The following is a 15553-nucleotide window of genomic DNA, read 5'->3' as shown; positions in this document are numbered from 1 at the left end:
GTAACAAACCTTCTGAAAAAGGATTTCAGGATCACCAAAAGTTGGGAAGAGCCCAAGGCGGTTGCCATAAGTTGGCATAATCCAAAAAATTGAGTGCTGTCCTCCGGACAGCACTCAATTTTTCGAGACTTCTATTTAGATATAGCCCTACGTAATTGAGTTAGGACGAGTTATTTTTTGAGAGCCGCGCGGAGCGCGGCTCTCAAAAAATAACTCATTGGATCTAAGCGCGTAGCGCTATACCTGTTTAGATATCTGTACCTGAGACTTCTGTGCCTGAGACCTCTGCTGCCACATTGAGCTTTGCATCCTGAGCTACGGGCTGAGCGACACGAGCAAACTGAAGTAGAGGAGTACCAACAACCGAATCATTTGCCAGAGTGAACAGCGGATTAGACAAAACGCCTGCTAGCGAGGTGGCAATCAGGCAAACGATTAAACCCACCTGCAAAGGGCGCATTCCGGGCAAATTCCATTGAGTTGGCGGATAGTTTTTGACCGCCTCAGACATTTCTTCCGGCTCTTTGACCACCATCATTTTCACCACACGAATGTAGTAGTAAATCGAGATGACGCTCGTCACCAAGCCCACCAGCACCAGACCATAGGAACCTGACTGCCAGCCTGCCCAGAATAGATAGAGCTTGCCAAAGAAACCTGCCAGAGGCGGAATGCCACCCAACGACAATAAACACAAACTCATGCACAGAGTCAAAAGCGGATCTTTCTGATACAAGCCGCTATACTCAGTAATTTCGTCGGTGCCCGTCCGCAGAGTGAACAGAATAATGCAGGCAAAGCCGCCTAGGTTCATGAAGAGATAGACCATCAGGTAGAACAGCATACTGGAGTAGCCAGCATCTGTGCCGATAATCAGTCCGATCATGACGAATCCGGCTTGAGCGATCGACGAGTAGGCCAACATTCGCTTCATGCTGGTCTGCGCTAGCGCCACCACGTTGCCTAACACCATGCTCAAGATCGCCAGGGCAGTTAAGACAAAGTGCCACTGCTCAATTACAGTTGGGAAAGCGTTGACCAGTAGTCGGGTTGCCAAGGCAAACCCCGCGGCCTTAGACCCAACCGACAGAAAAGCCACCACAGGAGTTGGCGAACCTTCATAGACATCGGGAGTCCACTGGTGGAAGGGCACCGCTGCAATTTTGAAAGCAATTCCAGCAATTACGAACACTAGGGCAATGACTACACCCAGCGGCTGCTCCCCATTGTGGGCAAGCATGCTAGCTGCGATCGCCCCCAGTTTTGTCTCACCCCCCGATAGCCCATACAGCATGGACATGCCGTAGAGGAAGATCGCCGAACTGGCTGCACCGATTAGCAAATATTTGAGCGCCGCCTCATTCGATCGCGGATCGCGCTTCATGTAGCCAGTAAGCAGATAAGAAGAGATACTCAGGGTTTCTAGCGAGACAAAGATCATCACCAGTTCATCAGAACCAGAGAGAAACATTCCCCCCAACGTCGCTGTCAGCAGAATCACGATAAATTCTGCCAAAGACGTTCCAGACTGCTCGACATAGCGGATCGACATCAGGATAGTCACTGTTGCCGCAATCGCAATAATGCCTCGGAAGATGACGCTGAGGTTGTCGCTATTGAAGCCTCCAAGAAAGGCAATTGGGGCAAGGCTATTCCACTGAAAAAACAGGGCAGCGATCGACCCAAGCAATCCAGCGATCGCCAGGTAGGGTGTCCATCGAGTAGAAGACCGTCCCGTAATTAAATCAACCACCAGCACTATGAGCAGAGTGGCAATCACAATGGCTTCTGGCAGAATCGCTCTGGCATTCAACTGAGCTGCAAGATTGGCAAAGTCCATAGGAATAAATTTCTGGTATATGAGTGAATCATACCTTGGGAACCCAAAAATCTTGAGATTCCCTCAAAATCTTGGTGCAAATTTGGCGTAAGTTCTAACCCATTTTTTTCACCAATCTATAGAATTCACCCTAGTTTTTACTGATATCAACTATAAAGAGATCATTGAGGGCGAATGAGATTGAGGGTAAGTTAGAGACAGTTCTGTCTGGCTCTGAGTCTAATTAACCTTGGCAATTAGGCGGCAATTAAGCCTCAGCAGCAGCTCTCAATTTGTTCAGCCGTTTAGATTGTCGTTGGAACACCATCGATCCCATGTCAACTCTTGTCATTGTCGAATCTCCCACCAAAGCCAAAACTATCCGCAATTACCTACCCAAAGGCTATCGTGTCGAAGCCTCCATGGGTCATGTGCGGGACTTGCCGCAGTCTGCCAGCGAGATCCCAGCCTCAGTAAAAGGTGAGGAGTGGGCGAAGATTGGGGTGAACGTGGGCGCAAATTTTGAGCCGCTTTACGTCATTCCGCAGGACAAGAAAAAGACGGTCAAGACGTTGAAAGACGCATTGGCTGAAGCTGACGAGCTAATTCTGGCAACGGACGAAGACCGTGAAGGAGAAAGCATTAGCTGGCACCTGCTACAGGTTTTGAAGCCCAAAGTGCCCATCAAGCGCATGGTGTTTCATGAAATTACTGAAGAGGCAATCCAAAGAGCCTTAGCCGACTGCCGTGACGTAGATGAACAGCTAGTTCATGCCCAAGAGACTCGACGAATTCTCGATCGCCTCGTAGGCTACACCCTATCGCCCCTGCTTTGGAAAAAGATTGCTTGGGGCTTGTCAGCAGGTCGGGTGCAGTCTGTGGCTGTGCGGCTGCTGGTGCGGCGAGAGCGAGAGCGGCGCGCCTTCCGCAGAGGAACCTACTGGGATCTCAAAGCCAGTTTGAGCAAAGATAAAGCCCCTTTTGAAGCCAAGCTGGTGACTCTGCGCGGCACTCGGATCGCCACCGGAGCCGACTTTGACGAAGCGACCGGAGGGTTGATCAGCGGTCGAAATGTCTTGCTGCTGGGTGAAGAAGAAGCTTTGGCGCTGCAAGCCCGTCTACAGGACAGCGCTTGGACGGTGACTAATCTAGAAGAGCGTCCAACAACCCGCAAACCTTCGCCACCCTTTACGACCTCGACGCTGCAACAGGAGTCTAACCGTAAGCTACGGCTGTCGGCACGAGACACCATGCGGACAGCGCAAAGCCTCTACGAACAGGGCTACATTACCTACATGCGGACGGATTCGGTAAGTTTGTCGCAGCAGGCGATCGGCGCAGCCAGAGAATGCGTCGAGCAAATGTACGGTTCCGCCTACCTCAGCCCTGAGCCGCGCCAGTATTCCACCAAGAGCAAGGGTGCACAGGAGGCCCATGAGGCAATTCGTCCAGCAGGCGGCACCTTCCGCACGCCTCAGCAGACAGGACTCAAGGATCGGGAGCTGCGGCTGTACGACCTGATCTGGAAGCGCACCGTTGCCACCCAAATGGCAGAAGCTCGTCAGACCAACATCACGGTGCAGATCCAGGCAGAGGATGCTGGATTTCGCGCCACGGGTAAGCGGATTGACTTTGCGGGATTCTTTCGGGCCTATGTCGAAGGCTCGGACGACCCAGATGCGGCGATCGAAGATCAGGAAGTAATTTTGCCCAGCCTGCAAGTAGGCGATCATCCTGAGTGTCAGGAGCTAGAGGCGATCGACCACGAAACCCAGCCGCCCGCCCGCTATACCGAAGCTTCCTTGGTCAAAACTCTGGAAAGCGAGGGCATTGGTCGCCCCAGCACCTACGCCAGCATCATTGGCACCATTATCGATCGGGGCTATGCCCAGATGACCAACAATAGCCTGGTGCCCACCTTTACGGCATTTGCAGTGACAGCGCTGCTAGAAACCTACTTCCCCGATTTAGTAGACACCAGCTTTACAGCGCGTATGGAGCAAACCCTAGACGAAATTTCTACAGGCGAAGCCGAATGGCTGCCCTATTTGCAGAAATTTTACCTGGGCGAGACTGGGCTAGACACGCAGGTCAAGCAGCAAGATAGCCAGATCGATCCGAACGAGGCTCGGAAGATTGTCCTGGAAGGTCTTCCGGCAAAGGTTCGCATCGGGCGCTATGGAGCCTATCTCGAAATAGATGGTGAAGAGGGCGTGGTGAAAGCCAACATTCCTCTAGATTTGACTCCTGCCGATCTGAACCCAGAACAGGTGCAAACCCTGCTTCGGCAAAAGACTGAAGGTCCTGACAAGATTGGTTTTCATCCAGAAACGGGCGAACCAATTTATCAGATGATCGGACCTTATGGCCCTTACGTGCGGTTGGGTGACGAAAGCGAGGCAAATCCCAAGCCCAAACGTGCCTCGCTGCCCAAAGGGGTAAATCCGCAGGATGTGACGCTAGAGATGGCGGTAAATCTGCTAGCTCTACCGCGATTGCTGGGCGCACATCCCGACACAGGGGCGAGAATTCAGGCAAATCTTGGGCGATTTGGCCCTTACGTGGTGCATGACCAGGGCAAAGAAGGGAAAGACTATCGATCGCTCAAAAAAGAGGACGATGTTTTGACCGTCACCCTAGAACGAGCGTTGGAGCTGCTCAACGAACCCAAAGCTGGGCGACGAAGCAAATCTACGACCCCGCTGCGAGAATTGGGGCCACATCCTGAAGATGGCGAACCGGTCAATATCTATGACGGGCCTTACGGAGCCTACATTAAGCATGGCAAAGTGAACGCCTCGCTGCCAGAGGGCGAAACGGTTGAGAATATCGCAATGGAAGTTGCGGTACAGGCGCTGATTGAGAAGGCGGGGACGACGAAGAAGGGCAAGCGATCGACCTCTAAGTCTACAGGCACTACAAAGTCTACAGGCACCACAAAATCGACGACCGCAAAGAAGACGACTAAGACGGCTGCAAAATCGACAAAGACCACAAAATCGACGACTAGCGCTAAATCGACAACGGCTCGTAAGTCAACAAAATCCCCAAAGTCTGAGCCTTCTGAGTAAAGTCACGCTGTCCAGATTTATAGCGGTACTCACCTAGGTTAAAACGGGGAGATTCAGGGTGGCGCGCGCCCCGCGCGCCACCCTGAATCTCTTCACTAGAATGAATGCAGGTTTGGGTTTTGGCAAGTTTACAAAGTGTGTTTTTCAAGACCTAGGCAGATTAAACTTTTTGCCCGATTCGAGGCTCTGTTCCTGCCAAAAGGCGCTTGATATTGGCGCGGTGACACCAGATGACGTAGAGTCCACCCGCGATCGTTGCCAGCTGAAAAGCAAACGGCTGTTGCCACACCACCATCAAAATCATGGCGGCTATGACTGTGGCGATCGAGCTAAGGGAAACAATGCGGAAAATTGCCAGCGCCACACCAAAGACGATCGCTCCCCCTAAGCCCACCTGCCAAGCCATACCGAAAAGCGCTCCTAAGCCTGTAGCCGCCGATTTTCCGCCTGTGAATTTAATCCAGACTGACTTGCTGTGCCCTAGAACTGCCATTAGCGCTGCCAGTGTGATTGCCCAAGTTGTCCAGGTTTGTGGATCAACGGTTGGAGGAATTGCAGAGGCGATCGCCAGCCCATAAAACCAGCGGGTAAAGGCTAAAGCAGCAATGCCCTTGAGCAGATCGACCAGCAGCACAATTAGCGCCGGGGTTTTGCCCAAGGTTCGCAGCACGTTGGTTGCTCCCGTAGATTTAGAGCCGTGTTCTCGAATGTCAATGCCTTTTAGGATCTTGCCTAGCCAGTACCCGGTTGGAATAGAGCCAAGCAGATAGGCGATCGCGGCTACAAGTAGACCGATAGGTATCCAAAGTAGCTCTGCCCCGGAATCCGTTGACCCAAAAACTACAGATAAAAGTTTACTCATCGGCGTTAATCTGAGCAAATTTGGCACAAGCCTAGTTTACTGGTAATTGAGGACAGCAATGGAGATCAGTAGGTTTCTGCGAACCGACTCTCCAGATAGTCGTGGGTCAAAATAGGGGGATAGCGAGAGGGACGATCGGCACTCTGACAGCTCTCCAGACAAGAAATTTCAACGTCTAGATTGGGATCGCAAAAGAGCGCCACAGAATAGCGCGATCGCTGAGCCGCCAATTCGGGCACGATGACGCGGTGCGGTGTTGAACACAAAATGTCATTTGTCCAGCGCTGCATGGCATCCCCCACATTCACCAATAGCGCATCTGGAATAGGGGGAGCCGCGATCCACTCGCCCTGACGAGTCTGCACTTCTAAGCCACCCACCTCATCTTGGAAGAGCAGCGTGATGCTGCCATAGTCTGTATGCTCTCCAGCTCGAAGTTGCCCTGGCTCAGGCGTTTGGTAAATGGGAGGGTAGTGGAGCATTCGCAGCACATAGTTTTGACCATGCTTGTCGTCAAAAAATGTTTCGGGTAAATGGAAGGCGATCGCAAAAGCCCGCAATAGGTTGGGGGCTAAGATAGTGGTGCAGCACCGATAAAACTCTGAAACGACCGCCTGAAAGCTCTCCGGCTGAGCGGGCCAAACGGTGTAAAGACCCACATTAAACGCTTCTTTTAAGTCCCAGGGCTTGGCGGCATCCAAGCGCTCTTTTTGAAACCCTACGTAGCCACAGTTCGTTTGGGGCGATCGCGCTACTTGTTCTTTGAGCGCAACAGGCAGATCAAAAAACTGCTGCGACTGAGTGAGGAGGCGATCGAGCAGCGGTTTTTTGATGCCATTACGTAGATACATGAACCCAATTTCGTGGCAGGCATCATAAATTTGCTCAACCACGCGCTGCTTGTCAGCCGCAGTGCCTTGGGTAAAAGGCGCAAAATCGATAATAGGGATTTGGGTCAAAGTGTGGGAAGCCGAGCTAAATAACTAAAAAACTATCCATCCGGTGCCATAGAGAAGCCTAGCACTGGATGAATAGTCTGACCAATACCTGGGATCGTGGATTAAATAACTGGTACAACCGACCTGCTGTAGGGGCTTAGCATTGCTAAGCCTTACTAGGTGGCGCGCTCTAGTTAAGCAATGCCCAAATCTGCCAGAATATCCGTCGCATGGGTATCTGTCTTGACACTATCGTAGACCTTAATAATTTTGCCCTCGCCGTCGATTACATAGGTAACGCGCTTAGAGTAGCCGCCACCTGCGACATCATAGGATTGGGTAAGAACTGAATCTACATCCGCCAGCAGGGGAAAGGGCAGATTAAACTTTTCGGCAAACGCCTTGTGCGAAGATTCGCTGTCCATACTGACTCCATACACCACAATATCTTTGCCCTGGAAGGCAGAATAGTTATCGCGGAAGCTACAGGCTTCTTTAGTGCATCCGGGGGTGTCATCTTTGGGATAAAAATACAGCACGACCGTTTTACCCGCATGATCGGACAATGAGACCGTGTTGCCGTTCGTATCTTTGACGGTGAAGCTGGGAGCCGTTGCACCTTCTTTCAGAGACATAGATTTAATCCCTCATATTTAACTGGGCAGTGGTTTGCGTAAAGGTTTTTGCGGCGTGAGCTTTGCCTACGCGATGAAGAAGCCTCACCCTTTCAGGACTACCTTTAACTGTATGTCCGGTTACAGATTGTAACTTTAATTCTGTCGCACAAACGAGAGTCGCAGAGATGAAATAATCTCAGCGACCTTCATTGAGGTTGTCCGCGATCACCGGGCTTACTTTAGCGCGATACAGCAGCTTCTCACCTTGACGATACCCGGTGTAGCGGACTTTGACTAAATCTCCTGGCTCAGCTTGGCTCTCTAAAAGCTGATGGATTTGAGGATCGTAAGGAATTTCTGCTCCTACAGGCGCGATCGCCTCCACCCCCCAACCTTGCAAGAGCTGCTCTAACGGACGGATAAACGGCAAAAAGTTCTTAGCTGGAAATTGAGGATTTTGCTGGGCAGCGTAGACCAACGTTGGAAACTGAATCAGCCAAGACTCCAGCGATCGCAGGCAACTCTGCTGAAACTCGTGCCGCAAGATTTCTCGCTGCTGCTCCATTTGAAGCTGTAGGCGATCGTACTCTTGCTGCATACGCAGAATATCAGCACTTAATGCGTCTCTGTCTGACTCAGTATCCGGGATGGACTTCGAGGTAGCAGCTTCAAGGCTATGCAGCTCCGAAAAATCCTCTAGGAGTCTAGCCAAGGGGATACTCAGAGCGCGACTCAGCTTACTCAAAGCCGCAAGCCGCATCCGATCAGCTTGACCCCGACGCAACAGATCAATCTGCCAATCTGAGACTTGCGCAGCTCGACCTAGGGCTTTGAAACTAGCGATGTCAGAAGCCTGCATCAGCGATCGCAGGCGAGCGCTATAGGTTGAGTTGCTACTAGACTTCATTCAAAGCTATGATTGGCTCGAACCGCTGCTCAAATCTCTGTAGTGGATCTGTAATGGAAACTTCTAGAGTCGAGCGCTTAGCCTACTCGTAGTGTGGGAAGAGACATTGCGCGGCGAGTATCCACAAAACGGGCAACTTCGTAGCCAATTGTGGTTTCAGGAAGTTGACGAAGAGACTCCAGGGCTTTGCTCAATTCTTCATCAGACTTCGACTGAGCGTAGATAGCTTCAGCAAGGTTCCGAAGGATTTCTCTGGGGATTCTTACCATTTGCATAGTAGTCACTCGCGTTCTTGTTACTCGCTTAAAGGTTAGTCGTTGTCTTTCTTGATACTAACTTAACTCAACTGGATGGCAAGTTTACTAAATCTTTAAAAAACTACTTGAACTTACGCCGATCGCCGCAGTCTCGCCACAAAGAAACCATCCATGTTTTCCTGCTGAGGCAATACCTTGAGCCAGCCTTGCGGAGTGATAAATCTAAAAGCCGGATGATCTGACTCTGGCGGATCAATTTTCCAAGTTGCTTGCTGATGGGGCTGATCAGCAGAAGCATTTTGCTCCAGGAACGCCTGGACGATCGCCTCATTTTCAGCCGGATGCAGCGTACAGGTAGCATAGACTAAAGTACCTCCCGGCTTAACCCAGGTAGCTGCGTGAGTTAATAGTTCCATTTGCAGGTGCGAAAGTTCCCGTACCGTTTCAGGTGTTTGTCGCCAGCGGGCATCCGCATGACGATGTAGGGTTCCCAAGCCCGAACAAGGCGCATCAACCAAAACGCGATCGGCTTGTCCCGTAAACTGAGTAAACTCGCGGCTATCTCCCACTACTGTTTGAATTGAATGAAGCTGTAACCGGGCGGCATTTTCGTGCAGCTTGCGCAACCGCGAGGCATGGCGATCGCAACCCCAAACCGTGCCCTGATCCTGCATCAACTCCGCTAGATGCGTCGTTTTCCCTCCCGGAGCCGCGCAAGCATCAATCACCACCTCTCCCGGCTGCGGAGCCAGCAAATGACTAACCAACTGAGCGCTGCTATCTTGCACCACCCACCAGCCCTCCGCAAATCCAGGCAGTTGATGAATCGCCCCCGCCCCAGACGGCAACCGTAATGCCTGAGGCAGAGAAGCAACCCGACACACCTCAACGCCAGTTTCCCTAAACGCCATTTCGACCTGCTCAAGGGTCGTGCGCAAAGGATTGATGCGCAGATCGATCTGAGGCGATCGATTTAGCCACTCACAGAGCAGCTCCGTTGAGCGATCGCCAAACTGCTCTATCCAGACCTGCACCATCCAATCAGGGTAGCTATGCTGCACCGCAATTCGACCCACCGGATCGTCAGGCAAAACCAGCGGATCAGACACCTCCATGAGTCGGGCATATTGCCGCAAGATACCATTTACAAATCCCGCCAACCCCGCCAGACCATTCGCTTTAGCCAACTCCACCGTAGTATCCACAGCAGCGCTATTCGGCACCTGATTTAAATAGCGAAGTTGATATAGCCCCAAATGCAAGATCAGCCGCAGATCAGGAGACTGCTGAGACTTCTTAGTTGCCAACTGATCGATCAGAGCATCGAGCGTCCGCTGACGACGAATCCCGCCATAAAGCAACTCTGTTGCAAGTCGGCGATCGCTCTCCCCCAGCTTCACCTGCCGCAGCGCCCGATCCAGCGCCACATCCGCAAACGCGCCCCGATTCACCGATCGCAACGCCAAAAAAGCCACCTGCCGCGCCGTACCTTTCATAACGATTTTAGATCTTAGATTTTATAGCAACCGCCAAGGCGGTTAGGACAAGGACATTCATGACGCTTCGCGCCCCACCAAAAATGTCCTAAGCAAACTGGCAACAGCCATAGATTTCGAGCCAATGACCGCCCGATCGCCCACCCATGCAACGCGCCCTCTGCCTCGCCTCTAAAACCTAATGCGGAGGGGGTGTGGGGGAAGTGCTTCGTCCCCCGCCGGGGGTTTGGGGGAGACCCCCAAGGCTGTTGGGTTTCAGATAGCACTTGAGGCTAAGCCCTATAAATTCACAAAGCCCTATAAATTTACAAAGCCCAAGCCATCCATATTAAACCTCTTGCAGATTAAAGTTTTGGGATTAGGTTGAGTAGGGGCGCAGCCCCTACTCAACCTAATTTGCAAGATATCTATTTTATGAAGACGACGCAGGCGCAATCACCGCCTTCGGATAAGGAATCCGCTGATGATTAAACTGAAGCCACACCTGAACAAAAATCTCAGCAATTTGAGTCATATCCGAACGAGACAGCCCCGAATCCATAAGCTGATTATCCTGCCAGCGCGCCCGAAGAATCCGATTGACCATCGCCAACGCCTCCTCAGAACTGGCATCCTTTAGCGTTCGTAGAGCCGCCTCACAGGAATCGGCAAGCATAACGATCGCCGTTTCGCGAGATTGAGGAATTGGCCCCTTGTAGCGAAAGAAATCCTCATTTACCACGATACCTGGCTCAGCCTGAGCCAACTGCTGCGCCTGGTGATGAAAATAGGCGATCGCCATTGTCCCCTGATGCTCAGGAATAAACGCCTCGATTGCCTTAGGCAAACGATATTTGCGCGCCATGACAATCCCTTCACTCACATGCTTCTTAATCAGCACCGTACTTTCCCAGGGATCATTAATCGCATCATGCTTATTAGCACCGCCCATCTGATTTTCAATAAACCCCAGCGGATCATGCATTTTGCCAATGTCATGGTACAGCGTACCTGCCCGCACTAACTCTACATTGCAGCCCAAAACCCGCGCAGCAGCCTCCGCCAAAGTTGCCACAAACAGCGTGTGCTGAAACGTACCGGGAGCCTCAGAAGCCATCCGCTTGAGCAGCGGACGATTTGGGCTAGAAAGCTCAGCCAACCGCATCGGCGTGATCAGATCAAATAGGTGTTCCAGATAAGGACTAACGCCCAAGGCAACCACACTCCAAGCGATCGCCACCAAGCCTTGAAAAGCAGCCGTAGTCAGCACAATGTACCAGACAGGAGTCGTCGCCGTACTCGAAATCAGCGTCAAGATTAAGTAGACTAAGCCCTGAGTAATGCCAATGATGCCCCCCAAAAGCGCTAGATCTTCGCGAGAACGCGATCGACCCGCAACCATTGCTCCCAGTAAACCACCTACAGCGCTAGCGATAAAACTCGTCCAGGGAACCTCCATACCCACTGGTAAGATCACGCTCAACAGAGCCACCGTGATGCCGCCCAATGCCGAACCGTAGAAGCTGCCCACTAACAAACCCACAGCAGGTAGATTAGTCACCGGAACGTTGAGCGCCATTACCAGAGGCGTGCTTAGCGTCAGCAGCAATACCAACAGATGATCGCGATGGCGTAGTCCGGGGTGAAATCGCCGTTCTACCCACAAAAACAGCCCAACAGCGCCACTCACCAAACTGCCAAATCCCAATAGCCCTAGTCCATTGATACGGCGGCGGCTCATATGAAAATAGTCCAGCAGGACAAAATCCTCTTGGGTGATGGGTTGACCCGCCTCGACAATGACTTCACCTTGCCGAATGTCTACTCTCACCTCTTGAACCGCTTGGGCTGCCTGTTCAGCCAGTTGCTTCGTTTGCTCTTGATCCTGAACAAGGTTAGGTTTAAGAACTCCCATTAGGATACGAGTTGCCAAATCGACGATATCCGACTCTACTTCTGCCTCTATCTGGGTTTTTACCGCCACTTCCAGGAGGGGCTTAGGCATACCTGCGGCTATGCCTTGCCTCAAAATACGTTCTAGGACAGTGCGAATCGAAGTTTGTGTACTGACCCATTCAGCATCTGTCAGATTGAGCAGCCTCACATCATAGAGAGCATCTGCTTTGTTGAGCGAATCTGTTGACAGGATAGCCACAGCATTACCGTATCGGTGACGAGCGCGGATAATTGCCTCCTTCAAAGCTGAAAAGTCTTCTGAAGAAGCACGACGATAGGACTGAAGCTCAATAATGGCGATTTGTAGAGAGGAACTCCTGGGAGCATTGGGCTTAGCATTAGCGGCTGAAGTTGCCGATCGCTTCAGGTTTACAGGTTCTCCCTCCACTGCCGCGATCGCCGATCGCCAATCCCATTCTTCCGCTTGCCGCAAATACTGCTGCGCCGCCGTAGACAACACCGAAGTTTCTACAAAGGGAAAAGAACCTGCCGCCTGACGGAGTTTCGCGCCGCGATCGAGCAACCGTTGCAGCGATCGATAGATTTCCTGATTCGTCCCTGGATCAATGGCTAATACTGGAATTGCAGCCATACGAGCTGCCTTTCGGCTGGCATCAGTGGTCTTGGTATCGACAACGCTGACTGAAGCCGTTGCCCTCAGAGTTTGGGGCGCGATCGTATCCACATCAAGCTGCGGCTCGTTGTAGAGTCGGTAGCCAATAGCGCTAGTTAAAGAAACCACAGCAATGAGCAGTAGCAGGCGCGAACGCACTCGTTCATTGGGGCGGGTCTTTCGCCGTAGCGGATTGGGACGCAGGAGTGAAGCTAACAAAACGTCAGGATGAAGGTATTCCTGAGCTTTTTTGCCAAAGGATGCTGCCTGAGCTATCCATTTTTTTACTAAATTGAGCGCTAACTGCTCAAACATTGTGGGTACAGCAGAAGTATCTGAAGAGAGACATTGCTGCCGCCATTGAGCAATCCGCTGGGTTAGCGATCGAAGGGGTTTCATCAAGCTGCACTAAATAGCCATATTGAAGTTAACTACCGAAACAACTGAGTCTATCAAAATCTAAGTTCGTCAAGGGCTAGGCTTATCAAAATCTGATATCAAACTGAGTGTACGAGCCGGATAAATGCGGGTGGAGGATGCCCTATAAGCAAAGTTCCCATAGCTCATGCCTTGCAACAACAGATCACGCCTCGCAACAGCAGACATCAGCGTTTTTCAGTCTTAGTATACCTGAGCTACATTTCGATGAAATCCATTGTTTCACCTATTGATATATACACAATCAAATAGGTCGAATGATTCGAGGGATGGACACAGCCACAGGGGGGTTAGAGTATAAATTATGGCGCACTGGGTTATGCATTCCTGACCAAGCTGAGACAAATCTGTTAACACACTCTAAAAGCTCACTCTCAGATCTCACATCCCACGAAAGGGAGAGAGGCGATCGTCTCTCTAGATTGTCACGAACTAGGTTGTCACGAGCTAGGTTGTCACGAGCTAGGTTGTCACGAGATAGGTCGTCACGAAGCAGTCTACGCCAGTCTTGAGGCAATCCTCCCCTACCGTTGTGCGCACCCGACAGCGCGGCAGTTAGGCTACAGGTTAAGCGATGGACACAAGCATTCTGACTCGGAAACTGAGCAACGCGTAGTAGGGAAAGACGAAAATCTTCAGGCGTACTTAGAAAAGCATATAGGGCAAGGGCGATCGGAATTGTCTCCAGCGAAACCAGCGTCGGAGAGACTGAGATAGAAACGGGCAGGGAATTAACCCCAAAAAGCCTGTGAGCTGAAAACTGACTGGCGATCGAGGCTTCAACTAGCCAGCTCTGTACCTGAGTCAATGTGTCTGTCAGCGCAGCTGAGTCAGGCATCTCTGCCAGAATTTGAGGAATTAGGTCAAGAGGCTGAACTTGCTCTCGAAGAATCAAGCTAATGGCGTAACCGATCGCGATCGCGCCCATCCCCGCTTCGCGTGGCATCTGCCACTGATCAAGCCTTCGCTGCACTTGGCGGTTCAATAAATGGGAATCTTCGTGGTAGAAAAAAGCCAGGGGCAGCAGAGCGATCGCCAGCCCTGCCAATGACATCGGCGGTTTGGTCGGCGGTTCAGAAAACGCTGAAGGAGAACGGGTTAGGCGACACATTTGGTCGATCGTCCATTTTCCCCAGTGCGATGCTAAAGGCTCTGATGCTAAAGGCTCTGGCGCACCAAGCGATCCCCCGAAGCCTATCTCAGCCCAAGCCCTTGCCTCAGATGGATGAGCCGCCAAACGAGCCGCCAGTATCTCTCCAATTGCTGCACCCAGGAAACCACCTTGAAATCGACTCGATAGGGTATGGCGCATAGCAGAGACAATCTTGGGTTATTGACCTATAGCAACCGCCAAAGCGGTTAGGATGGGGACATTTTTGGTGGGGCGCTGCGCGCCCCACCAAAAATGTCCTAAGCAAACTGGTAAGCAAACTGGCGAGTAAATTATCTTAGGTAAATTATTTCAAATAAATCAGAGTGAGCTATAGTTCATAAGCTTACGAACCAGAATATGAGCTTATGAATCGGCTTATAAGCTTGTGAAATAAAAACTGGAATCCACAAGACTACTTAAAAGACGGCTGTTCGTATGATATCTCAGGCACTGTTCTTCGCTTTTTTCGCTCATCCTCGGTTTGTGCTTAGAGGAGCGATCGCCTCTCTGAGCCTAATGTTAATAGTGGCATCGAATCCTTCACCGACCTACGGTCAAGAGCAAACCGGAGGTTCTCAAACTTCTGCTTCTCCGACTGCCACTCCATCAGTTTCAGGCGATGCATCTGGCGATCGCTCTATCTTGAAACAGGGTAGTCAGGGCGAGGCTGTCTCTGATCTGCAAGCCTTGCTGAAATTGCTGGGATTTTATGGGGGAGCGATCGATGGCGTGTACCAAGATAGCACCACAAGCGCTGTTGCGGCGTTTCAGCAGGCTGCTGGATTACAGGCAGATGGTATAGTCGGCTCAGAAACCTGGACTCGCCTACTGCCACCCTCGCCCGTCGTCAGCGGCAGCAGCACAGCAACTGCTCCAGACGCAGGGTCTACCAATGCGGCTTCTCCGCTGAATGGGGGAGCGATCGCTAACAGCAGTGCTACTCCGCCAAGCAGTTCTTTTCCCACTCCAACGGCTGCGCCAAGCTCAACGTTTCCGTCGCCTACGGCTCAGTCACCCTCTACCTCAGTCACGCCTCCCGCTTCTACCCCCGCCGTACCCCCTGCTTCCCAAACTCCCGCCCCCCAAAGTTCTCCCCAGCCTTCTGCTCCCCAGACTCCCACTCCCCAGCCTTCTGCTCCAGTCTCAGTAGACCTGCCCATTCTGCGGGTAGGAATGCGCGGTTCTGCTGTGAACGGTCTGCAAGAGCGTTTGAAAGCCATTGGCGCTTTTAAAGGAGCGATCGACGGCGTGTTTGGCTCAGAAACCCAAGAGGCGGTCAAGTCAGCACAGCGGAGCTTCAACTTAGAACCCGATGGAATTGTAGGCCCTGCAACCTGGACAGCCTTGCTACGGTGATGCTCTTCACCTACCTTGCCTAAGATGAAAAATTTCTTTGTGCAGTGATAAATTTCTGCTAACTTTTGCCAACTTTGGCAAACAGAAGGCT

Annotated in this window: 11 protein-coding genes; 2 read left to right on the top strand and 9 right to left on the bottom strand. The window is 51.6% G+C overall.

From position 1 onward, the window contains the following. Positions 1-247: 247 nt before the first annotated feature. Positions 248-1840 carry an NAD(P)H-quinone oxidoreductase subunit N gene (locus AC5JMP_RS16160; protein WP_495852512.1) on the bottom strand — a complete coding sequence of 531 codons (1593 nt, stop codon included), beginning with the start codon at positions 1838-1840 and terminating at the stop codon, positions 248-250. A 314-nt stretch (positions 1841-2154) separates the two neighbouring features. Between AC5JMP_RS16160 and topA the strand changes: the two genes are divergently transcribed. Beyond that, a complete protein-coding gene (gene topA, locus AC5JMP_RS16155) occupies positions 2155-4890 on the top strand; it encodes a type I DNA topoisomerase (protein WP_495852511.1) in 2736 nt (911 codons plus the stop codon). Between the two features lie 160 nt (positions 4891-5050). Here the strand turns inward: topA and plsY are convergent, their stop codons facing one another. The 8 genes from plsY to AC5JMP_RS16115 form a co-directional block, all read right to left on the bottom strand. Further along, on the bottom strand, positions 5051-5752 hold the full coding sequence (gene plsY, locus AC5JMP_RS16150; RefSeq protein ID WP_495852510.1) for a glycerol-3-phosphate 1-O-acyltransferase PlsY: 702 nt from the start codon (positions 5750-5752) through the stop codon (positions 5051-5053). A 65-nt stretch (positions 5753-5817) separates the two neighbouring features. Beyond that, positions 5818-6711 carry an isopenicillin N synthase family dioxygenase gene (locus AC5JMP_RS16145; protein ID WP_495852509.1) on the bottom strand — a complete coding sequence of 298 codons (894 nt, stop codon included), beginning with the start codon at positions 6709-6711 and terminating at the stop codon, positions 5818-5820. A 173-nt stretch (positions 6712-6884) separates the two neighbouring features. Continuing rightward, entirely contained in the window at positions 6885-7325 is a 441-nt protein-coding gene (locus tag AC5JMP_RS16140) for a peroxiredoxin (protein ID WP_495852508.1), read from the bottom strand. Positions 7326-7503: 178 nt separating this feature from the next. Next, on the bottom strand, positions 7504-8214 hold the full coding sequence (grpE, locus tag AC5JMP_RS16135; RefSeq protein WP_495852507.1) for a nucleotide exchange factor GrpE: 711 nt from the start codon (positions 8212-8214) through the stop codon (positions 7504-7506). Positions 8215-8291: 77 nt separating this feature from the next. After that, a complete protein-coding gene (locus AC5JMP_RS16130; RefSeq protein WP_495852506.1) occupies positions 8292-8489 on the bottom strand; it encodes a hypothetical protein in 198 nt (65 codons plus the stop codon). 113 nt (positions 8490-8602) lie between these two features. Further along, complete coding sequence (locus AC5JMP_RS16125) at positions 8603-9967, bottom strand: 16S rRNA (cytosine(967)-C(5))-methyltransferase (RefSeq protein WP_495852505.1); 1365 nt, start codon at positions 9965-9967, stop codon at positions 8603-8605. Between the two features lie 412 nt (positions 9968-10379). Beyond that, positions 10380-12914, bottom strand: a complete 2535-nt coding sequence (locus AC5JMP_RS16120; protein WP_495852504.1) for an HD family phosphohydrolase — start codon at positions 12912-12914, stop codon at positions 10380-10382. 283 nt (positions 12915-13197) lie between these two features. Continuing rightward, positions 13198-14265: an ADP-ribosylglycohydrolase family protein gene (locus AC5JMP_RS16115; RefSeq protein ID WP_495852503.1), complete on the bottom strand. Its 1068-nt coding sequence runs from the start codon at positions 14263-14265 to the stop codon at positions 13198-13200. A 276-nt stretch (positions 14266-14541) separates the two neighbouring features. On the opposite strand from AC5JMP_RS16115, the gene AC5JMP_RS16110 reads away from it, so the two are divergent. Continuing rightward, positions 14542-15462, top strand: a complete 921-nt coding sequence (locus AC5JMP_RS16110) for a peptidoglycan-binding domain-containing protein (protein WP_495852502.1) — start codon at positions 14542-14544, stop codon at positions 15460-15462. Positions 15463-15553 lie beyond the last annotated feature (91 nt).

This window comes from Drouetiella sp., assembly GCF_059504425.1.
Note: the sequence above shows the minus strand (reverse complement) of the source record. Positions and strands in the feature narration are given on the sequence as shown.

What these genes read in the sequence shown, in the direction of transcription:
- topA (WP_495852511.1), top strand. Translation starts at nt 2,155, where the DNA reads ATGTCAACTCTTGTCATTGTCGAATCTCCCACCAAAGCCAAAACTATC.
- grpE (WP_495852507.1), bottom strand. Translation starts at nt 8,214, where the DNA reads ATGAAGTCTAGTAGCAACTCAACCTATAGCGCTCGCCTGCGATCGCTG.
- AC5JMP_RS16125 (WP_495852505.1), bottom strand. Translation starts at nt 9,967, where the DNA reads ATGAAAGGTACGGCGCGGCAGGTGGCTTTTTTGGCGTTGCGATCGGTG.
- AC5JMP_RS16130 (WP_495852506.1), bottom strand. Translation starts at nt 8,489, where the DNA reads ATGCAAATGGTAAGAATCCCCAGAGAAATCCTTCGGAACCTTGCTGAA.
- AC5JMP_RS16140 (WP_495852508.1), bottom strand. Translation starts at nt 7,325, where the DNA reads ATGTCTCTGAAAGAAGGTGCAACGGCTCCCAGCTTCACCGTCAAAGAT.
- AC5JMP_RS16160 (WP_495852512.1), bottom strand. Translation starts at nt 1,840, where the DNA reads ATGGACTTTGCCAATCTTGCAGCTCAGTTGAATGCCAGAGCGATTCTG.
- AC5JMP_RS16120 (WP_495852504.1), bottom strand. Translation starts at nt 12,914, where the DNA reads ATGAAACCCCTTCGATCGCTAACCCAGCGGATTGCTCAATGGCGGCAG.
- AC5JMP_RS16115 (WP_495852503.1), bottom strand. Translation starts at nt 14,265, where the DNA reads ATGCGCCATACCCTATCGAGTCGATTTCAAGGTGGTTTCCTGGGTGCA.
- AC5JMP_RS16110 (WP_495852502.1), top strand. Translation starts at nt 14,542, where the DNA reads ATGATATCTCAGGCACTGTTCTTCGCTTTTTTCGCTCATCCTCGGTTT.
- plsY (WP_495852510.1), bottom strand. Translation starts at nt 5,752, where the DNA reads ATGAGTAAACTTTTATCTGTAGTTTTTGGGTCAACGGATTCCGGGGCA.